Origin of the sequence: Mycobacterium colombiense (assembly GCF_003284975.1) — a bacterium.
GTDB classification, from domain to species: Bacteria; Actinomycetota; Actinomycetes; order Mycobacteriales; family Mycobacteriaceae; genus Mycobacterium; species Mycobacterium europaeum_A.
This window is the reverse complement of the sequence record NZ_QMEU01000027.1, coordinates 32,596-52,552: the sequence shown is the minus strand read 5'-3', so window position 1 is coordinate 52,552 and position 19,957 is coordinate 32,596. Positions and strand designations below refer to the sequence as shown.

The 19,957-nt window shown below is 67.4% G+C and carries 17 protein-coding genes and 1 riboswitch; of the genes, 6 read left to right on the top strand and 11 right to left on the bottom strand.

Going from position 1 to position 19,957, the window contains the following annotated elements:
- The coding region (locus DQP58_RS12060; protein WP_114149352.1) for a WS/DGAT domain-containing protein at nucleotides 1-589 on the top strand (589 nt) is incomplete at its 5' end.
- Here DQP58_RS12060 and DQP58_RS12055 read toward each other — a convergent pair.
- Together DQP58_RS12055 and DQP58_RS12050 are read right to left on the bottom strand one after the other, a co-directional pair.
- The gene (locus DQP58_RS12055; RefSeq protein ID WP_112708611.1) at nucleotides 590-1,204 is read right to left on the bottom strand and encodes a MarR family transcriptional regulator; all 615 of its coding nucleotides are present in this window, start codon (nucleotides 1,202-1,204) and stop codon (nucleotides 590-592) included.
- Complete coding sequence (locus DQP58_RS12050) at nucleotides 1,201-2,793, bottom strand: pyruvate, phosphate dikinase (RefSeq protein WP_240629769.1); 1,593 nt, start codon at nucleotides 2,791-2,793, stop codon at nucleotides 1,201-1,203. The genes DQP58_RS12055 and DQP58_RS12050 overlap by 4 nt, the downstream gene beginning before the upstream one ends.
- A gap of 197 nt (nucleotides 2,794-2,990) precedes the next feature.
- Here DQP58_RS12050 and DQP58_RS12045 point away from each other — a divergent pair, with 197 nt between their 5' ends.
- On the top strand, nucleotides 2,991-3,512 hold the full coding sequence (locus tag DQP58_RS12045) for a DoxX family protein (protein ID WP_112708609.1): 522 nt from the start codon (nucleotides 2,991-2,993) through the stop codon (nucleotides 3,510-3,512).
- A gap of 120 nt (nucleotides 3,513-3,632) precedes the next feature.
- Nucleotides 3,633-4,196, top strand: a complete 564-nt coding sequence (locus DQP58_RS12040) for a hypothetical protein (protein WP_112708608.1) — start codon at nucleotides 3,633-3,635, stop codon at nucleotides 4,194-4,196.
- Nucleotides 4,197-4,618: 422 nt separating this feature from the next.
- Here DQP58_RS12040 and DQP58_RS12035 read toward each other — a convergent pair whose 3' ends face one another.
- Both DQP58_RS12035 and DQP58_RS12030 read right to left on the bottom strand, forming a co-directional pair.
- Complete coding sequence (locus DQP58_RS12035; RefSeq protein ID WP_112708607.1) at nucleotides 4,619-5,983, bottom strand: HNH endonuclease signature motif containing protein; 1,365 nt, start codon at nucleotides 5,981-5,983, stop codon at nucleotides 4,619-4,621.
- A gap of 122 nt (nucleotides 5,984-6,105) precedes the next feature.
- Nucleotides 6,106-7,470 (bottom strand): flavin monoamine oxidase family protein, encoded by a 1,365-nt coding sequence (locus tag DQP58_RS12030; RefSeq protein ID WP_112708615.1) that lies wholly within the window; start codon nucleotides 7,468-7,470, stop codon nucleotides 6,106-6,108.
- Between the two features lie 169 nt (nucleotides 7,471-7,639).
- Between DQP58_RS12030 and DQP58_RS12025 the strand changes: the two genes are divergently transcribed.
- A complete protein-coding gene (locus DQP58_RS12025) occupies nucleotides 7,640-9,364 on the top strand; it encodes a DUF3556 domain-containing protein (RefSeq protein WP_112708606.1) in 1,725 nt (574 codons plus the stop codon).
- A 75-nt stretch (nucleotides 9,365-9,439) separates the two neighbouring features.
- On the opposite strand, the gene metE is transcribed toward DQP58_RS12025, so the two are convergent.
- On the bottom strand, nucleotides 9,440-11,719 hold the full coding sequence (gene metE / locus DQP58_RS12020) for a 5-methyltetrahydropteroyltriglutamate--homocysteine S-methyltransferase (RefSeq protein WP_112708605.1): 2,280 nt from the start codon (nucleotides 11,717-11,719) through the stop codon (nucleotides 9,440-9,442).
- Between the two features lie 137 nt (nucleotides 11,720-11,856).
- Nucleotides 11,857-12,057: riboswitch (cobalamin riboswitch) on the bottom strand.
- Nucleotides 12,058-12,290: 233 nt separating this feature from the next.
- Between metE and DQP58_RS12015 the strand changes: the two genes are divergently transcribed.
- Both DQP58_RS12015 and DQP58_RS12010 read left to right on the top strand, forming a co-directional pair.
- A complete protein-coding gene (locus DQP58_RS12015; protein ID WP_205869407.1) occupies nucleotides 12,291-12,689 on the top strand; it encodes a GbsR/MarR family transcriptional regulator in 399 nt (132 codons plus the stop codon).
- The gene (locus tag DQP58_RS12010) at nucleotides 12,682-13,866 is read left to right on the top strand and encodes an FAD-dependent monooxygenase (RefSeq protein WP_165827850.1); all 1,185 of its coding nucleotides are present in this window, start codon (nucleotides 12,682-12,684) and stop codon (nucleotides 13,864-13,866) included. The genes DQP58_RS12015 and DQP58_RS12010 overlap by 8 nt, the downstream gene beginning before the upstream one ends.
- Before the next feature lie 2 nt (nucleotides 13,867-13,868).
- On the opposite strand, the gene DQP58_RS12005 is transcribed toward DQP58_RS12010, so the two are convergent.
- The 6 genes from DQP58_RS12005 to DQP58_RS11980 form a co-directional block, all read right to left on the bottom strand.
- Nucleotides 13,869-14,522, bottom strand: a complete 654-nt coding sequence (locus DQP58_RS12005; RefSeq protein WP_112708602.1) for an SDR family oxidoreductase — start codon at nucleotides 14,520-14,522, stop codon at nucleotides 13,869-13,871.
- 109 nt (nucleotides 14,523-14,631) lie between these two features.
- On the bottom strand, nucleotides 14,632-15,474 hold the full coding sequence (locus DQP58_RS12000) for an SDR family oxidoreductase (protein WP_112708601.1): 843 nt from the start codon (nucleotides 15,472-15,474) through the stop codon (nucleotides 14,632-14,634).
- 97 nt (nucleotides 15,475-15,571) lie between these two features.
- Nucleotides 15,572-16,852 carry a TetR/AcrR family transcriptional regulator gene (locus DQP58_RS11995; RefSeq protein ID WP_112708614.1) on the bottom strand — a complete coding sequence of 427 codons (1,281 nt, stop codon included), beginning with the start codon at nucleotides 16,850-16,852 and terminating at the stop codon, nucleotides 15,572-15,574.
- 138 nt (nucleotides 16,853-16,990) lie between these two features.
- A complete protein-coding gene (locus DQP58_RS11990) occupies nucleotides 16,991-17,638 on the bottom strand; it encodes a nitroreductase family protein (protein ID WP_112708600.1) in 648 nt (215 codons plus the stop codon).
- Nucleotides 17,638-18,753, bottom strand: a complete 1,116-nt coding sequence (locus tag DQP58_RS11985) for an acyl-CoA dehydrogenase family protein (RefSeq protein ID WP_112708599.1) — start codon at nucleotides 18,751-18,753, stop codon at nucleotides 17,638-17,640. Before DQP58_RS11985 ends, DQP58_RS11990 begins: the two co-directional genes overlap by 1 nt.
- Entirely contained in the window at nucleotides 18,750-19,898 is a 1,149-nt protein-coding gene (locus DQP58_RS11980; RefSeq protein ID WP_112708598.1) for an acyl-CoA dehydrogenase family protein, read from the bottom strand. The genes DQP58_RS11985 and DQP58_RS11980 overlap by 4 nt, the downstream gene beginning before the upstream one ends.
- Nucleotides 19,899-19,957: the final 59 nt, after the last annotated feature.

The window sequence follows — 19,957 nt, the reverse complement described above, 5'->3', positions numbered from 1 at the left end:
GTTGGTGCGTCATCGCTCGCAGCTGCGGGGCCCGACGGTCACCGTCGGCGTGCTGAGCGCGATATCCCAAGCCCTCGCCAACCTGCTTGGCGGGCAATGTGATTCGCTAGGCGCCGAGGTACCGATGGCTAAGCCCGGCGCGCCGCGGGCGTACAACCACTTCGGCAACGTGGTGGTGGGGCTGTACCCCGACCTCGGACCCAACGCGCGTGCCGAACGGATCGCGGCCGACCTGGCCCACGGTCGGCGCCGGTTCGAGCACCCGGCCACCCGGGCCGCCGACCTCGCGTTCGCCGCGGTGCCCGCCGGCCTATTGCGTTGGGGCATCGGGCAATTCGATGTGCAGGAGCGCGCGACCCAGGTGTCGGGTAACACCGTGGTGTCCAGCGTCAACCGGGGGGCGGCCGATCTGAGCTTCGGCGGGGCCCCGGTAGTGCTGACGTCGGGATATCCGGCGCTCTCGCCGATGATGGGGCTGACGCACGGGGTGCACGGCATCGGCGACACCATCGCGATCAGCGTGCACGCGGCGGCATCGGCCGTGCCCGATATCGACGCCTACCTGGCGCTGCTGGACGCGGCGCTCTAGCTATTGCGCATCACCGGATCTGGCGGCTTCTTCGCGGGTGAGTCCGACGGCGCCGATCAGCTCTTCGTGCAACTCGAACCACACGGTGTGGTAGGAGTCGATCAGCGGACGGGTCAGCCACGTCGTCTCCCCTGCCTGCATTTTGTCCAGCGCCGCAACCAATTTCGTGGTGTAAGCGCGCAGCCTCGGCAGCTGCGCCGCGGCCGCCTCGATGATCGGCATGGTGCGGGCGTGCACGTCGGCGAGGCGGGCCAACACCGCGGCGTCGTAGTCGGCGTCGTCATGGGCGTTGGGAGCGCCGCCGGGACCGCCCTTGAGCTGCCAATCCGTCACCAGGCGTTTGAAGTCGGCGTTGACCGCGCGAAAGTCGGCATAGGCGGCGGCCATGGCGTCCGAATCGATGCCGGCGCGCTCCTCGGCGAGCAACGCCGCGAGCCTGTCGCTGCCGGCGGAGGTGATCCGTAACGTCGCGCCTTCGGTCAGCAGTCCGGCCGCGGCCAGCCGCTCGACGGTGGGGGTGATGTCGGCCAGATCGGTGCCCAGTGTCGCGGCCAGGTCGGCCGGACTGACCCGGCCCTTGAGCCGAACCCCTTGCAGCACCGCCAACTCCGTCATTGCGCTGGTTTCGATGCCAGGCGCAGCGCGGTCAGCATCACGACCAACGGGGTCGCCGAAACCACGTCGGCGTGCCCGGCGTCCAGGGCGGCGCGCACGGCGGCCTCGGAGCTGTCGTCCAGCCGCATGTGGTCGCCCGCCGGGTGGGCGCGCAGCGGGCTGTGCCGCCGCGCGATGTCGGCCAATTCGCGCAGTTCCGGCGTATCGTCCTCCGACCACGCCGACAGGCTCAGCTTGCCTTCGCGCACTTCGCCTTCCGCGCCGTCAACGGTGATCTGCCGGCCGGCCAGCGATGCCGCGACCCCCTGGCCGCAGCCCACCACGGCGACCCGGCCCAGTTCGCGGCTGACCACGGCCGCATGGCTGGAGGCCCCGCCGACCTCGGTGACGATGGCCTGCGCGGCCAACATGCCCGACACATCTTCGGGCCGGGTGTGGTCACGCACCAGGATCACCGGTTCGCCGCGATCGGCGGCGCGCAGCGCCTCGTCGACATCGGTGTACGCCGTTCCCGATGCCACGCCCGGGCAGGCCGGCACTCCCTTGGCCAAAAGCGGTGCCGCCAAACGTGTCTCTGGCTGCAGCGCCGGTTGAAGCAGGGTCCGGACGTGCGCGGGGGTCACCCGCCGCAGCGTCTCCGCATCGTCGATGAGTCCCTCGTGCCGCAGTTGCAGCGCCGAGCGCACCGCGGCCTGTGCCGAACGCTCCGCCGAGCGGGTCTGCAGCAGCCACAGTTTGCCGTCCTCGACGGTGAACTCGATCTCCTGGATGTCGGCGTCCAGTCGCTCCAGGCTGCCGGCGGCGGCAAGCAACTCGTCGTAAACGGCCGGCTGTTCGTCACGCAGCGCAATGATTGGTTCGACGTCGACCGATCCCGAGACCACGTCGTCGCCCTGGCCGCCGGGCAACCATTCGCCGAACGGTTGGTTGTCACCGGTTATGGGGTTGCGTGAAAAGAACGCTCCGGCACCGGAATTGGGGCCAAGGTTGCCGAATGCCATGGCCTGCACGACGACGGCGGTGCCGTGCTGATCGTCGATTCCGTAGTGCGCGCGGTAGGCGATCGCGCGCGGCGAATCCCAGGAGGCGAACACCGCCTCGATGCCCGCGCGTAACTGTGCGTACGGATCGGAGGGCACCGATTCGTGTTCCCCGACGCCGACGATGCGCCGATACATTTCCGTGAACCGCCGTCGGGTATCGCGGGCGAAGGTCTGGTTCCCGGCTGCCGCCAGCGCCTGCTCGACGGCATCGTTGATGCCGAGGTCCAGGATGGTGTCCATCATGCCCGGCATCGACTGGGTGGCTCCGGAGCGCACGCTGACCAACAGGGGCTGCGGCCCACGCCCGAACGTGCGCGAGGTTTGCGCCTCGAGCCAGCGCATCCGGTCCAGAACGTCATCCCAGATGGCGTCCATTGTGGCCACCGGGTCGGCGAGATAGCGCAGTCCCACCGCGGTGGTGATGCAGAACGCCGGCGGTACCGGCAGGTTCTGCCGGCGCATCGCGTCGATGCCGTGGCCCTTGTTGCCCAGCAGCTCCCGCGGGTGGCTCGATCTGCCGTCCAGCAACACCACGGAGTGCTCGATGGGCGGGACTCGTCTGCTTGACGCGTGGGCGCCGCCTCGTGCGGTACGAGCCGTGGTGCACCCCCTTTGTGGCGTAACTACTGGTCGGGCCGACGTCGGAACGCCCGCTATGTTCCCACACGGACCAGCGGATTAAGCGACCTAGCTGCTCGGCGGCCCTTGTCCTGCCACCCGTCCCATGATCTAGGTTTACAACTATGACTTCATATGACACGTTCCATGACGTCGGAGTACTGATCCTGCGGCTGGTGTTGGGCGTGACGTTGGCCGCGCACGGCTACAACAAGTTCTTCGGCGGCGGGCGCATCCCGGGCACCGCGCGCTGGTTCGAGAGCATCGGCATGAAGCCCGGTAAATTCCACGCCACCGTGGCGGCGACCACCGAGATGGCCGCCGGCCTGGGCCTGGCCGCCGGCTTCCTGACCCCGATCCCGGCGGCGGGCTTCGTCTCGCTGATGATTGTCGCGGCCTGGACGGTGCATCGCGCCAACGGGTTCTTCATCGTCAAGGAGGGCTGGGAGTACAACCTGGTGCTGGCGGTCAGCGCGGTGGGCATCGCCACCCTGGGCGCGGGAAAGTACAGCCTGGACTACCTGGTCTTCGGGAAGAACTGGTTCGACGGCTGGCAGGGCCTGGTGATCTCCGCGGGGCTGGGCCTGGCCGGGGCAATCGGCCAGCTGGCGATCTTCTACCGGCCGCCGGCCAAGCAAGCCGGTTGATCGCGCCGCTGACGTCACCGTGGTGATGCGCCGCAGCTCAGAGTGCCTATTTAGCGGCGCCGTGCACGACTGGGAGTTAAACTCACCGCCGTAGCTCTGTGCGGAGCAAAGGAGACAACCATGGTCCGCCTGCGTTCCCGACTGGCCCGCGCCGGCCGCGTCACCGCCTTGACCGGTCTGACCGCCGCTGGGTTGGCCACTGGGTTAACTGCGACGGCCGCGGCCGACCCCGCCAATAATCCGGCAGACGTGCAAACGCTGATGAGCCACCTCTCGGGCGGCTACGCGCCCGCCGACTGCCACCCCGCCGGCGCGCACTCCGCCGTGGCGGTCGCGGCAGTCAACTGTGACAACTACAGTCACGATCCCGGCGGCCCCTGGAACGCGGATTATCTGCTGTACGCCAACACCGACGATTTGAACGCCGACTTCCAGCGCGGCCTCGCGGAGGCCCCGCAGACTCCGGCGCAACCTTTCCCGGACGGCACGACGGGGCCCACCGAGTGGAATCGCGACGGGCACTACGGGTCGGTCGTGTTCCTCGGCACCGGCCGAGACGACGGCGTCTATCTGGTCTGGACAGACATCCCCGCGCGGACGCTGGTAGTCGCCGAGCAGGGCATCGCCCCGGAGAGCACCCAAGCCGCCCTGTACGACTGGTGGCAGGCCGAGGGCGTTCGCTGATTCGAGTTCGCGGACTGTGGAGGTGGTCGAATGCCGGACGGGGACATAGCCGCGCTGCGGCTCCACACATTCAGCAGCGAAGATTTAGGAGCAGGTGCTATGGCGAATCGAACGGGCAGAGCCGCAGCGTGCCTTGGTGCTGCCGTGCTTGCACTGGCCCTCGGCGGTATCGGCGGTCCCGGTATTCCGCGTACCAACGCCGCCCCTGCGCCGATCGCGGCCCCGACGCCCGCATCGCCGGACGGCGTCTGCTGCGCCGACGCCGTCCAAGCCCAGGCAAGCGGCTCGGACTGCATCATCGGCCTGAACTGTGGCCAACTTAGGCCGCGTCCTCGCCGGACCGCGCCGGCGCCCCTGCCTCCGCCCCCTCCGCAGCAATAGCCTCCGGGGCCCCGCCTGCGCGTGCGTCCGACCTGCGAGCTTTACGCCGCGTCGTCGTCATCGTCGGTCATCAATTGCTCGGGATGATGAAACGTGTTCACTCGCGGCTGTCCGCGGTCCAGGTGCGGCGGCGGGATCCATTCGGTGTCGCCGTTGGCGCGTTTTCGAGTGGTCCAGCTCTTCTCGGCCAGTGGGTAATGACCACCGCACGCAAAGGTCAGTTCGTCGATGTCGGTGCTGGGTTGAGTGGCATAACCGGTGACGTGGTGGACCTCGCAGTAGTAGCCCGACACGTCGCAACCCGGATGCGAGCACCCACGGTCCTTGGCGTACAAGACAATTCGTTGGCCGGGTGATGCCAGTCGCTTGGTGTGATACAGCGCCAGCGCCTTGCCCCTGTCGAAGATCGCCAAATAGTGATGGGCGTGGCGGGACAGCCGGATCACATCCGACATCGGCAGCAGGGTGCCACCGCCGGTCAGGCAGGTGCCGGTGGTGCGTTCGAGGTCGTCGAGCGTGGTGGTGACGATGATCGAGGCCGGTAATCCGTTGTGCTGGCCTAACTCTCTCCTGGCCAGCATCGCGCGTAGCGCGGCATTGACGCCGTCGTGATTGCGCTGGGCGGCGCTGCGGGTGTCGCGTTGCACCGCGTCTTCGGAAGGGGCGCCGTCGACTACCGCCTGCTCGTCTTCGGGGTTGCACATGCCGGGTGCGGCCAGCTTGGCCAGCACCGCCTCCCAGCCGGCGCGCGCCTCGGGCGTCAGCCACCCGCTTAGCCGGGACATGCCGTCGGCCTGCTGGTTGCCGAGTACCAGCCCGCGCATCCGCGCGCGGTCGGCGTCGGTGTAGGTGCCGTCGGGGTTGAGGCAGTCCATCAGGCGCCGGGCCAGCTTGGCGAGCTGGTCGGGGCGAAATTCGGTGGCCGTGGCGGCCAGTTGCTTTTCGGCGTGCTCACGGGTCTCGAGGTCCACGGCTTCGGGCAGGTGGTGGAAGAACCGCCGGATGACCGCCACGTGGTCGGCGCCGATCGCCCCGTCCCGCTGGGCCGCGGCGGTGGCGGGCAGCACCGGCGCCAGCGGCTCACCGGTCAGCGTCCGGCGCGGGCCCAGATCGGCGGCCTCGGCGATGCGGCGGCCGGCCTCGGCCCGGGTGATGTGCAGCCTATCGGCCAAGGCCCAGGGCAGCTTGCCGCCTAACTCTTCCGGATCCGCTTGGGCACCAAGTTGGTTGAGGAGTTGGTGGCTTGGCGTCTGGAGCTTGCGGGTTACGGATTCGAGCTTTTCCAAGAGGGCCAGGCGTTCGGGGTTGGTCAGCGCCGCAGAGGAATGCTGGTGAAAACGAGCGGCCGCAGCGCACAACGCGTCAGCGTCGACCTGAATCTGCTCGCGGTCGCTAATCGAACCCATGTTCGAATGCTAGAAGAGGCCACCGACAAAAAGCGCTCCACTGAAACCACTGAAACAAAAGTGGCACAAGTGATTTGGCCGCGCTGCCGCGGTGAGTTGCCCGCGCCGCCGCGCTGATTCGGCTACGCGACCGCCACGGTCTCGGCCTCGGCCACCTCGGCCGCGGCGCGCTCGCCGGAGCGAATCGCGCCATCGATCCACCCGCACATGACCGCCGAGCTTTCGGTGCCGGCCCAATGGATCCGGCCGCAGGGCTCGCGCAAGGTGTAACCGTATTCGGTCAGCACGCCGGTGGGGGCGTGGCCGATCATCCCGCCGCCGGAATAGCGGTCGACCGTCCAGTTCTGTTCGTGGAATTCCTGTGGCGTTCCGGCCTTTTCGCCGAACCGATCGACGAGTTCGCCGATGAGCAGGGCCCTGCGCTCGGATTGGTCGAGTTGCGTGAGGCGGCGCGCCGCGCGCCCCTCGGTGATGACGCACATGATTCCCGGGTCCGCGGTGTCCGTGCAGGCGTCGATGGTCAGGGTGGCGGGGGACCCCGGGGCGGCGGACTGGCCGGAGAGTCCGTCGGCCCGCCAGAACGGTTCGTCGTAGATGAGTGAGGTCTTGATGACCGCGCCGCTCGGCAGTCGCTGGTGCAGGAATGCCCGGTCCACCGGGAGCATCGGTTCGTAGTGGATCGAGGTGGCGATGGCCAACGGGATCGCGACGATGACCCGGCGCGCCCGCACCGTCAGGTCGGCCGCGCTGACAGTCACACCGTCGGCGTCCTGCGCGATTTGGCGCACCGGCTGCGACAGGTGCAGCGCGTCGCCCAGCGCGGCCACCATCGGGCGGTGCAGCGCGCCCATCCCACCGACCGGGCGCGCGTCTTGGGAGCCACCCTTGCCCGAAATCGCGAAGGTGAGCCCACCCGCCGACGCCGTCTGCAGCAGGCCCCACAGCAGCGACGTCTCAGACGCTGCCGAGGTGTACAGGCCGGCGAAGGCCATGTCCAGCATCTCCGCGGCCTCGGTGGACATGGAATTCTTCTCGATCCATTGCCCGATGCTGATGCGGTCCCACTCCTGGGCCTTCCTTGCCTCCCACGGGGCCTCGCGCGGGATTGCTTTGCACATCTTCTCGATGCTGGCCAGACCGATCCCGAGGTTGGCGACGGCCCACGGGCTGACAGTCCACGGGATGGTGCCGCCGTAGCGGTGTTTCTTGCCGCCGACGATCATCATCGCGTCGCCGTCGTTGTGCTGCTTGTACTCCGGCACGCCGAACTCGTTCATCAGCGCATAGATTCGGTCCTGGCCCGGGCCGATCCACGCGCCGCCGCGATCGATCCATGTGCCGTCGGCTCGCGTCTCGGTGAAAGTCCGGCCACCGACACGATCACGCGCCTCCAGCAAGGCCACCGAATGCCCTGCCTGTATGAGCCGCAAAGCGGCCGTCAAACCCGCGAATCCCGCTCCGACCACGCAATAATCGACCTCAGACACGGTTGTCTCCTCAACCTCGCCCACCCCAGCAGCAAACTACACTGACCGGGTTCCGGTGGTGGCCGGTTAACATAGATTTCCGTTTGCGTTCGCGCCGGCCGCGACCCGCCGGCGCTGGGGCGCAAGGTTGCAGCACGCCGCCCTAGAACACGTTCTAGTCTGTGGAACCATGGGATTTCTGAAGCCCGAGCTGCCGCAGCTCGACATGGCCGAATGGAACAAGGGCACCCGTAGCGAGAAGATCCGGCCGATGGCCAAGCACTGGGCCGAGGTGGGTTTCGGCACGCCGGTGGTGCTCCATCTGTTTTATGTCGTCAAAATCCTGCTCTACATTCTGGGCGCGTGGCTGTTCGCGTCGGCCACCAACGGTCTCGGCGGCATTACGCACGTCGCGTCGTGGTGGTCGGAGCCGATCGTGTTCGAGAAGGTCGTGCTCTACACGATGCTGTTCGAGGTGATCGGGCTGGGGTGCGGGTTCGGGCCGTTGAACAACCGGTTCTTTCCGCCGATGGGCTCGATTCTGTATTGGATGCGGTTCGGCACCATCCGGCTGCCACCGTGGCCGGATCGGGTCCCGCTCACCAGCGGCACCAAGCGCAAGCCGGTCGATGTCGCGCTCTACGCACTGTTCCTGTTGTTCACGCTCGCGGCGCTGTTCGCCGACGGCACCGGGCCGATGCCCGAGTTGGGCACCACGATCGGACTGCTGCCCGCCTGGAAGATCGTGTTGATCCTGTTGCTGCTGGCGGTGGTCGGACTGCGCGACAAGGTGATCTTCCTGGCCGCCCGCGGTGAGGTCTACGCGACCATGGCGGTGACGTTCCTGTTCGGTGCACCCGACATGATCGTCGGCTCCAAGGTGGTCTTCCTGGTGATCTGGATCGGCGCCGCGACATCCAAACTCAACAAACACTTTCCGTTCGTGATCTCCACGATGATGTCGAACAACCCGCTGGTGCGGCCCCGGTGGCTGAAACGGCGCTTCTTCGAACACTTCCCGGATGACCTGCGGCCCGGCCGCCTGTCACGCTGGCTGGCACACTTGAGCACCGCCATCGAGATGCTGGTGCCGTTACCGCTCTTCTTCTGTCACGGCGGCTGGCCGGTCACCATCGCCGCCATCGTGATGGTGTGCTTCCACTTGGGGATCCTCGTGTCGATCCCGATGGGCGTTCCGCTGGAGTGGAACGTCTTCATGATCTTCGGCGTGCTGTCGTTGTTCGTCGCGCACACCCACATCGGGCTGCGCGAGCTGAAACACCCGGTGGTGGTCGCGGTGCTCTTCGTGGTCATCGCGGGAATCGTCTTGTTGGGCAACATGTTCCCGCGCAAGATATCGTTCCTGCCCGGGATGCGTTATTACGCCGGCAACTGGGACACCACACTGTGGTGCATCAAACCCTCGGCCAGCGACAAGATCGGCCGGGGCATCGTGGCGATCGCCAGCATGCCGCAGGCCCAGCTGGAGCGGTTCTACGGCAGCCCCGAGGCGGCGCAGATCCCGATCTACATGGGGTATGCGTTCCGCGGGTTCAACACCCACGGCCGCGCCCTGTTCACCCTGGCGCACCGGGCCATGGCCGGCCAGAACGAGGACGACTACGTCATCACCGACGGCGAGCGGATCTGCAGCACCGCGATCGGCTGGAACTTCGGCGACGGCCACATGCACAACGAGCAACTGATCGCCGCCCTGCAGGAGCGCTGCCACTTCCAGCCCGGTGAGGTCCGCGTGGTTTTGCTTGACGCGCAACCGATTCACAAGCAGACGCAGGCGTACCGGCTGGTCGACGCCGCGACCGGTGAATTCGAGCGCGGCATCGTCCGGGTCGCCGACATGGTCGTCCGCCAACCGTGGGCCGATGACGTTCCGGTGCAACTGGTTTCGGAGTAGCCGACCGAGCGTCACGCCAGAGTGACGGCGAAGGTCGAGCGCCACGCTGGCGTGACGCTCGACCTCGGCTGAGGGCTAGCCGCCCGCGCGAACTTCGCGCGCCGCAGCCACCATGTTGCGCAGCGACGCGGTCACCTCGTCGGGGTTGCGGGTCTTCAACCCGCAGTCCGGGTTGACCCACAGCCGCTCGGCCGGCACCGCCCGCAGCGCCGCGCGCAGCGACTCCGCCATCTCGCCGGTGCTCGGCACCCGCGGCGAGTGAATGTCGTACACGCCCGGACCCACGCTGTTGGAGAAGCCGATCGAGTTCAAATCGTCGAGCACCTCCATGTGCGAGCGTGCCGCCTCGAGGGACGTCACGTCGGCGTCCAGGTCGGCGATGGCCCCGATCACCTCACCGAATTCCGAGTAGCACAGGTGGGTATGGATCTGCGTGGAGTCCGCGACGCCGGAGGTGGCTAAGCGGAAAGACCCTACGGCCCAACGCAAGTACTCGTCCTGGTCGGCGCGACGCAGCGGCAGCAGCTCCCGCAGCGCCGGCTCGTCGACCTGAATGATCGCGATGCCCGCCGCCTGCAGGTCCACCGTCTCGTCGCGAATGGCCAGCGCCACCTGGTTGGCCGTGTCGGCGAGCGGCTGGTCGTCCCGGACGAACGACCACGCCAGGATCGTCACGGGGCCGGTCAGCATGCCCTTGACCGGCTTATCGGTCAGCGACTGAGCGTATTTCGCCCATTCCACCGTCATCGGGTGCCGGCGAATGACGTCGCCGAAGAGCACCGGCGGGCGCACGCAGCGGCTGCCGTAGGACTGCACCCACCCGTTCTTGGTCGCGAAGAAGCCGTCCAGCTGCTCGGCGAAGTACTGCACCATGTCGTTGCGCTCGGGCTCGCCGTGCACCAGCACGTCGATCCCGAGGCTTTCCTGCAACTTGATGACGTCGGCGATCTCCTGCTTCATCCGCCTCCGGTATTCGGCCTCGTCGATCTCGCCGGCGACCAATGCTGCGCGCGCCTTACGGATCTCGACGGTTTGCGGGAACGACCCGATCGTCGTGGTCGGCAGCGGCGGCAGGTGCAAGCGGGCCTCCTGGCTGGCGCGGCGCTGCGCCGCGTCACCCCGGTGCGAACCCGACGCGACGATCGAGTCGATGCGGGCCCGGATCTCGTCGTCGTGCAGCCGCGGATCCTTCTTGCGGGAGGCCACGGCCGCGTTGGAGGCCGCGATGTCCTCGGCGACCGCGTCGCGGCCCTCGTGCAGTGCCCGGGCCAGCGTCACCACCTCGGCGACCTTCTCCTGCCCGAACGCCAGCCAGCTACGCAACGCCTCGTCCAGCCCGGTCTCCGGCTCCAGCGAGTACGGCACGTGCAGCGTCGAGCAGGACGTCGAAACCGCCACGTGGGCTGCGGAATTCACAAGTGTCCTCAGCTTGTCCAGCGCCGCTTCCAGGTCGGTGCGCCAGATGTTGCGTCCGTCCACCACACCGGCGACCAGCGTCTTGTCGGCTAAGCCGGGCGCCCCAACAAGGGAAGCCACCGCGGTGTCGGCGCCGTAGACCAGGTCGACGCCGATCGCCTCGACGGGCGTGCGGGCCAGCGCCCCCAACGAATCACCCGGGTCGCCGAAGTAGGTGGCGACGTAGATGGCGGGACGGTTACTCGCCTTGCCCAGCGCGTTGTAGACGGCCTCGGCCAACGCCGGCGCGTCGGGGGAGATGTCGGTGACCAGCGCCGGCTCGTCGACCTGCACCCACTGCGCGCCGTTGTCGGCCAGCAGCGAGAGCAGTTCGGAGTAGATCGGCACGAGCTCCTGCAGGCGTTCGATGGGGGCGCCGCCGCCGTCGACCGCCTTGCTCAGCAGCAGGAACGTGATCGGTCCGATGACCACCGGGCGGGCCGGAATGTTCTGTCCCAGAGCCTCTTTCAGCTCCGAAAGCACCTTGTCGGGGTTCAGCGAGAACGCGGTGGAGGGCCCGATCTCGGGAACGATGTAGTGGTAGTTGGTGTCGAACCACTTGGTCATCTCGAGCGGCGCGACGTCTTGGTTGCCGCGCGCCGCGGCGAAGTAGCGATCCAAATCGTCGGCAACCTGTGCGGCCCGGGCCGGCAACGCACCCAACATCACCGCGGTGTCGAGCACCTCGTCGTAATAGGAGAAGGTGTTGACCGGCACCGAGTCCAGCCCGGCATCGGCCAGGTGTTTCCAGGTGTCACGGCGCAAGGTGGCGGCGACCTTCTCCAGGTCGGCGCGGCTGGTGCGGCCGGCCCAATAGCGCTCGGTTGCGCGTTTCAGTTCGCGTTTCGGGCCAATGCGCGGCGAGCCGACAACCGTGGCGGTGAATGCTTGAGGGGTCACGATATTCGTCCTTCATTCGACGTGGTGGTCACCGCCGGCGGACGTGCAGCCGATCCGTTAGCGGTGCGTACCCGGGTACCAACCGCAACGGCTGCAGCATGACGCCCATTCCTCGAGGCGATGAGCCGCCGGACGCGGCGCGCCCGGCACAGCTGGCAGGTCTCCGGACTCGCAGGCGCGCACCGGCTGGTGCTCCTAATGGCCGTCGCTTCCCAGTCTTGCGACCAGTGCTTGCCAAAAACTCTGACGGCGGTCGTTCCTGCATACCGTTGCGGGACAGTCCCGGATTCTCACCGGGTTCCCTCTTGCGAAGCGTTACTAACGTTGCCTCGCTCGATGCCGGCGCCGCGGTTGCGGCGTCGGCAGACCAGCTGCGTAGCGCAGCTTACCCTCGCTGCGGGGCCGGCCCAGCGGAGACTCCTGGGCTTGTTATAGCTAGACATTTCAGCATATTGTGAAATTACCGTAATCAGTGAAAGGTGGCCTCGTGGGCGGTAGGCGAGATGGTGATCAGCCGCACTTACTCGAATGGGTCGAGCGGGTAGCGATGTTTTGCGCCGAGGAGTACGGGGTGCCCCCGATCGCGGGGCGGGTGCTCGGCTGGCTGATGATCTGCGATCCGCCCGAGCAATCCGCAGGGCAGATCGCCGAGGCTATCGGAGCGAGCCGGGCTTCGCTTACCACCAATATCCGGCTTCTCACCGACGCAAAGTTGGTCCGGCGGCGGAGCCGGCCAGGCGAGCGCACGCAGTATTACCGAGTCGACGACGATGCCTGGGAAACCGTGGTACGCCGACGGGTGGCCAGCTTGTTGGCCTTTCGTGATATTGCCGCCGACGGCATGGATCTAGCCGGCTTCGGCAGTGCCCGCGCCCAACGCTTGCGGGTCGCTCATGACGTCTACGACTGGATGGCCAAGCAATTCAGCCAATCCCCTCCTCCTTCTCTCAAGGCGCGGACCAATGACTAACGGCACAGGCATCGCTCGTTCGGCCGTTGTCGCCGGCGCTGGAATAGGCGGGCTTGCAACCGCTATCGGATTGCGCCGCTGCGGATGGTCGGTCACCGTGCTGGAGCAAGCGCCCGAAATGCGGGAAGCCGGAGCGGGCTGGTCATTCGCACAAAACGCGATCCGAGCGATCGACTACCTCGGCCTGGGTAAGGAATTCCGGGCCATCTCCTTCCCAAGCGAAGCCGCTGGCACGCTGTTGACGCCGAGCGGCGAATACCTGATGCGCTTTCGCGCAGACCACGACGACACGGTACTGGCCAACCACCGGGCGGAACTGCAGCACATGCTGGCGACCCAGCTACCGGCCGATTGTGTACGCACCGACGCTCGAATCACCGGGGTGCGCCAGTTCGATGAATCAGTCACAGTCAGCTATCACACCGAGGGTGGACAGCAAGAGATCAACGCAGCGCTGGTGGTAGGAGCCGACGGTATCGACAGCGCGATACGAAGATCCGTCTGGCCAAGTGCGAAAACCCCTGCATATCAAAGGATTTTATGTTGGCGGGGCGTAACTCAGCCGGAATCCGTGTGGCCGGTCGAGGGCTTTCAGACTTGGGGCCGTGGAGCGCGGTTCGGTGCGCACCCACTGACCGGCCAGCGCGTGTTCTGGTTTCTGGCCGTCCGCCAACCACGTCCCGGGCAGCGATACGACGATGCTCTGGCGGAGGTGCGTCGCCGCACCCAGGGTTGGCACGCACCGATCCCGCAGTTGCTGGATGCCACTGCACCGACTTCCGTGCTCTGTCACGACATCTACGATTTGGACCCACTGCCGTCCTACGTTGACCGCAGGGTGGTGCTGCTCGGCGACGCAGCTCATGCCATGACTCCATTTCTTGCACAGGGCGCCTGCCAGGCATTCGAAGATGCGGCCGTCCTGGCCGCCATATTGACCGACGCCCCAGAAGTGCCGGCCGCGCTGACCGAGTACGACCGGGTCCGGAGACCACGCACCCAAGCGGTGGTGAAAATGGCGCGCTCGGATCCCAGGATCAGCCTGTCTACCTCAAAGCTGACCTACTGGCTGATGACGCGTTTGACAAAGTTGGCGGGCGCGCGGATCGGGCGGCGCAAAACCGCCGGGCTATGGTCCTGGACTGCGCCCGCAAACGCGGCGCCGTCGCATCACTAGCATCACCCCGCCAACGCCTGCGCGATCGGGAGCGCCGTTGCGTCGTCGCCGTTGTTGAATTCGACGGTCCGCCGGATGGTCGAGTCGTCGGCGAGCGCGGCGGCCGCGACGAGCGCGACGTCGGCGCGGGACACCTCGCCCGTGCCGCGCCCGAGGACGATCCGGCCGGTGGCCGGCTCCAGCGTGAGCCGGCCCGGACCCAGCACCGTCCACTCCAGGTCGCTGTCGCGCAGGTGGGCGTCGGCGGCGGCCTTGGCCTCGGCATAGGGGAAGAACGAATTGTCCTGGGACACACCGTGGTCGGGGCCCGCACCGAAGTAGGAGACCATCACGAACCGCTTGACGCCCGCCTGCGCGGCGGCGTCGATCACCCGGATCGCCGCGTCGCGGTCGACGGCGTAGGTCCGCGCGGGGTCCCCGCCGCCCGCCCCTGCGGAGAAGACGACCGCGTCGTGCCCGGCCACCAGGTCGGCCAGCGCGCCGGTGTCGAGCCGTTCGATGTCGGCCACCACCGGCGTTGCGCCGGTGGCAGCGACGTCGTCGGATTGATCGGGATTGCGGAAGACCGAGCTCACCTGGTCGCCGCGTTCGGTCAGGATCTGGGCGAGTTGCAGCGCGACCTTGCCGTGCCCGCCGAAGACGATGATGCGTGCCATCTCTCCGACGGTACCGGCGTCGAGCGCCCGGCTTACCGGGCGCTCGCGGCCCGGCGCCCGGTTGGCCGGGCGCTCGTCGGCTGCTACGAGCTCGCGCTGGCGCTAGCTATTACAGCTTCACCTTGCCCATGATGATGTCGATGATCGGCTTGCCCGGCGGGTAGGCGTTGGTGACCGAGGCCATCGTGTGGCCGTAGTCCACCAGCAGCGTGATGCCGTTGATGCCGAACGCGGCGGCGCTGTTGAGGAACGCCATCACGTCGCCCATCTGCTCCGGGGTGTGCACCTTGGAGCCGGTCTCCTCCCGGTAGTCCTGGGCGAAGGTCAGCCACAGGTCGGCGTTGGACTGCGCCAGCGGGGTGTCGGTGGGGCCCGGGCAGATCGCGTTGATCCGAATGCCCTTCTTCAGCAGCGGATAGCCCTGGGTGGCGACGTAGGCGTTGACGACTTTCTTGGAGAAGCCGTAGTGAATGATGCCCTCGGCTTCGTGCGCCTTGACCCATTCCTGCGCCGACGCGAAGTCCGGGGTGGCCAGGAACTCGTTCAGCAGGTCCAGGTCGTTCTCCCAGCCCATGCCGGCGACCGAGGAGATGAAGCAGATCGCCGAGCCGGAGGGGAGCTGGTTGCGCTCGAGCAGGCGCTCGATCAGGTGCCGGTGACCGAGGAAGTTGATCGCCATCAGGTCGGTGGTCCCGTCGGCGATGCCGGCGGCCGAGAACACGGCGTGGACGGGGCCGTCCAGCTGCTCGAGCGCGGCGTCGATCGACGCGGTGTCGCGCAGGTCGACCTGAATGGACTTGGCGACGTCGTAATTCACCGGCGCGTAGTCCATCACGATCACTTCAGCGCCCAGCTCGGCCGCTGACTTGGCCGCCGCGGCGCCCATGCCAGTCGCGCCACCGACGACGAGAGCGCGCTTGCCGTCGTAGCGCAACCGATCGACAATGGTCATGGAAATCCCCTTCTCGGATAATGCCAACGCGGTTCTAACCGCTCAACTGTATGGGTAACAGTTATTTGGTTCAATACCGGGGCGGGTTAATCGAGCGTCACTTGCCGCGGACCGCGACGCCGCGCAGCACGGTGTCGCGCGCGTGCACCAAGGCCGCGCGCGTGCCGATCTCGGCGAGGATGTTCTCCGGTATCCATTGCAGGCCGATGAGGCAGCGGGCCAGTATCGCGGTGGACGGGGCGTCGATTGCGATCTCTTTCGAGCGGATCCCCTCGGTCAGCAGTGTTTTCATCTGCCGCAGCCGCGTGGCGTAAAGCCAACCCGGATTCGGCGTGTCCGGCGGCGATTGGCGCATCCAGGCCAGCTGAATCCTGAACTCGTCGGAGAACCGATCGAGCGCGTTGACGTTGACCCAACTCAGCGCGTCCAGCTTTTCGATCGGCGTGGCATCCGAGCGCAGGACGCTGACCCAGCCCGCCTCCACTTTCCTGCCGAAGGATTCCATGATCGACGCGAGCAGTTCGTCCTTGGATCCGATCACCCGATACACCGTTCCGGTGCCCAGGCCGGCCGCCGAGGCGATGTCCCGGATGGTGGTGACCTCATATCCTCTGCGGCCGAATTCGGCGCGTGCCACCGCCCGCACCGCCGCCGCCTTGTCGCTCGGGTCGGCATCGCTGTCGTCGGACCAGGTGGCGATGACGTCATCGGCGGCGGTGAACGCTTTCGAGCGGTCCAGTGCCGCGTCGGCAGGCGGCCGAGTTGCCAAGCCCTGCAAGATGATTCGGCACAGAAGTCCGGATACCTGGTCGGCGGCGGACTTGTGGCGCATGACATCGAGCCCCACCTGCAGCATGGTCTGGCAGATGCGGTCGGCCAGGGTGGGAAGGTCGATGTCGGGTTTGATGTAGCCGCTCCACCGGCCGGCGCGCAGCGTCTGCAGCATCGCCTCCTGGATCGCGGTGGGCCGTTGCTGGGTCAGCTTGATCAGCTCCGGATCCGTGCTCGGCCCTTCGTAGAACGACATCTGCAGGGCCGCGCGGTGTTCTACGGCGCAGTCGGCGATCGCCGACCCGAGCTCGATGATCTGTTTCTCGACGGGACGGGCGTCGGGTTCGTCCAATCTCGCCTGTGCGGCCCGCCCGATGCGGTCCAGATCATCCTGATAGCGACGGATCAACTCGACGAGGATGGCCTCTTTGGACTCGAAATGGTGATACAGGCTGCCGGGAAGGATGCCTGCCGCGTCGGCGATCTCCTGCAGCGACGTCCGCAGACCCGAGGATGCGATCAATGACGCCGCCGTGGCGAGGATTTCGGCGCGGCGGGTCGGGGATTCGGCTGTGCCGCCGGCGCGCAGTGACTCGGCCTTGGCCATGGTCAGCGGTGCGCGCATCTGGACGACTGCGGGTCGGCGAGCATTCGCATTCGTCCTCTCTTGCCGAACCAAATCTTTGTTAGAGGCTATCAGACTGGGCGCGATGAATGCGCTGCACAAAGGCGTGAAAGCCCCATTCTAGAGCGGTGGGCCGTCCCAGCGGTCGCACGCGACCACTTCCTCGAGCGGCCGCCGCCGCGCGGGTGAGAAGGTGCGTCCCGCGCGCAGCCGGCCGACCGGTAGCAGACAGCCCTGAACGTGGGTCGGCGGAATCCCGAGCAGGTTGCGGATCTCCTCCTCGTGATGCAGATGCAGGGTGGTGATGCAGGTCCCGTACCCCCGGGTGTGCAAGGCCAACTGGAAATTCCACACCGGCGGAAAGATCGAGCCGTACAGCGTGGCGAGATGAAAGGATTCATCGCCCTCGATCCGAGGCAAATACGGTTCATAGCAAGGGATTACCAGCAACGGCACGCGGGCCATGTGCTCGACCAGCCACTCCGTCGAGGACATGACTCGGCTCTCGGGCGTGTCCGCGGGCATCAGTTCGGCGAGCATTTGTCCACCGACCCGCAGCAGGTAGGCCTGGCGATACAACCGGGCGATCTCGGTGCGCAGCGCCGGATCCGAGACCACCAGCCAGCGCCAGGACTGGGCATTCGACCCGTTCGCGGCCTGCAAAGCGATTCGTAGGCAGTCGCGGATGTGGTTGGGGTCGACGGGCGCGTCGAGGTCGAGTGATTTGCGCGCCGACGGGGTCGCGGTGAGCAGGTAGTCGATGTCCATCAGGCCAGGCCTCTCTTGGCAAGGCGCGCACCGAGTTCGGTGAGGTACCCGTCGGGGCCCCCGCGAAATGCGCTCCAGCTCAGCAGGCGCTTGAGGTACAGATGGGCATCGTGTTCCCAGGTATAGCCGATGCCCCCGAACACCTGGATGGCGGTGTCGGCCACCGTGGGCAGTCGCCCGGCGAACGCCTTGGCCCGCACCGCGGCGAGGTGCCGCTCCTCGCCGGATCGACCGTCCGTTTCCGGGGCGGCATCGCTGAGCCACAGGGCGTGGATCACGCCGCTGCGGGCCAGCTCGACGGTCTCGTACATGTCCACACACAGGTGCTGGACGGCCTGGAAGGAGCCGATCGGCTGGCCGAATTGCGTTCTGCTTTTGGCGTATTCGACGGCGAGGTTCATGACGGCGCGCGCGGCGCCCAGCGCGTCGGCCGCGGAGGCGATCAGCACGTCGTCGATCACCGCGGCCAGATCGGCGGTGGACGCCGCGCCCAGCCGTTGTGCGGGCGCGGCGTCAAACGTGACGCGAAACTGCTTGCGGGTCGCGTCGATGCCGGGTTCGGGCGCCAACGACAACCCCGGCGCCCCGGTCCGCACCACGAAAAGCGCAGGGCCGTCGGCCTCCTCAGCGACCGCGAGGAGCACCTCGGCCGCCGCGGCGTCCGGCACCGCGGCGATCTCGCCGTGCAGCACGATCGCGTCGTCGCGTCGGCTCGCGGCAACGTTCGGCGAATCCGGAAAGCAGACCGCGGCGACGGTGGTGCCGTCGGCTATGCCGCGCAACAACTCCGGTGCGGTCTCGCCGGCGCCGAATCGGATCAGCGCCCGCGCGGCGGCCACCGCGGTCGACAACCACGGCCCCGGGTGCAGCGCGGCGCCCAGCTCTTCGGCGACGATGCCGGCCTCGACCATCGTCATGCCGGCGCCGCCGTACTCCTCGGGCACCAGCAGACCGGTGGTGCCCAGGTCGGCGAGACCGCGCCACACCGCCTCGTCGGTTCCGGTCGGATCGTCGAGCATCGCCCGCACGTGTTGGGCGATCGGAGCCTTCTCGGCCAGGAAGCGCCGCGTGGTGTCGCGCAGTGCCACCTGCTCGTCGGTGAGTTCGAGGTTCATCTGCGCGGCAACCCCAGCACCCGCTGCGCGGTGATGTTCTTGTTGATCTGCGTGGTGCCGCCCGCGATGGTCAGCGACCGCGACGTCAGCCGGTAGTTCGCCCACGGCGCGCCGGCGCCGCTGGTACCCAGCACGTCGAAGGCCAAAGCGGCCAGGTCCTGGCCGATCTCGCCCCACACCGTCTTGGCGAGGCTGGCCGACCCGAACGCGTCACCCCCATGCAACGACGCCGAGATCGACCGCTGGCACAGGACTTCGAGATACTTGATGCGAAGCGCGATTTCGCCTAGCCGCCGCAACGTCACCGGATCGTCCAGCGCGCCGCTGCCGGCCGCGGCGAGATCGGTGACCAGCTCTTCGAGCCGCACCTGCATCTCCGCGTACAGCCTGGCGGCGCCGGCGCGCTCGTGGCTGAGCGTGGTGGTGGCCACCTGCCAGCCCGCGTTGAGCGGACCGAGCAACGCGCCCGCCGGCACCCGCACGTCGTGAAAGAAGACCTCGGCGAAGTCGGCGTCACCGTTGAGCGTGACCAACGGGCGGACCTCGATGCCCGGCAGCGTCATGTCGACGATCAGGCAGGAGATCCCCTTGTGTTTGGGCGCCTCGGGGTCGGTGCGCACGTAGAGCTGACACCAGTCGGCCCGATGTCCCAGCGAGGTCCAGATCTTCTGGCCGTTGACGACGAAGTCGTCGCCGTCTCGCGCGGCGCGGGTGCGCAGCGCCGCGAGGTCGGAGCCCGCCTCCGGCTCCGACATTCCCTGGCACCAGATGTCTTCCGCGCGCATCATCCGGGGGAGCAGCGTGCGTTTCTGGGCCTCCGTGCCGTACTGCATGATGGCCGGGGCGATGTTGTTGAGTCCAATCACGTTGAGCGGCATAGGAGCTCGCGCGCGCGTGGTCTCTTCGGTGTAGACCAGCTGCTCGAGCACCGTCGCGCCGCGCCCGCCGTATTCGGGTGGCCAGGACACGGCGGCCCATCCCGCGTCGGCCATCGTCGCGTTCCAGGCGCGCAGCATCTCGAATGCGGCGTCGTCGCGGCCGGTGGGCCGGCGGGCCGCCACCAGCTCGTCGGTCAGGTTCCGCGCCAGCCAGTCACGCAGTTCGCTGCGGAATCGCTCCACGTCCGGCGGGTAGGAAAAGTCCACGTTTCTCTTTGCCTCTAGCGTCGTAGCGTCGGAAAACCTTGTGGCCAAGCCGGACTCTA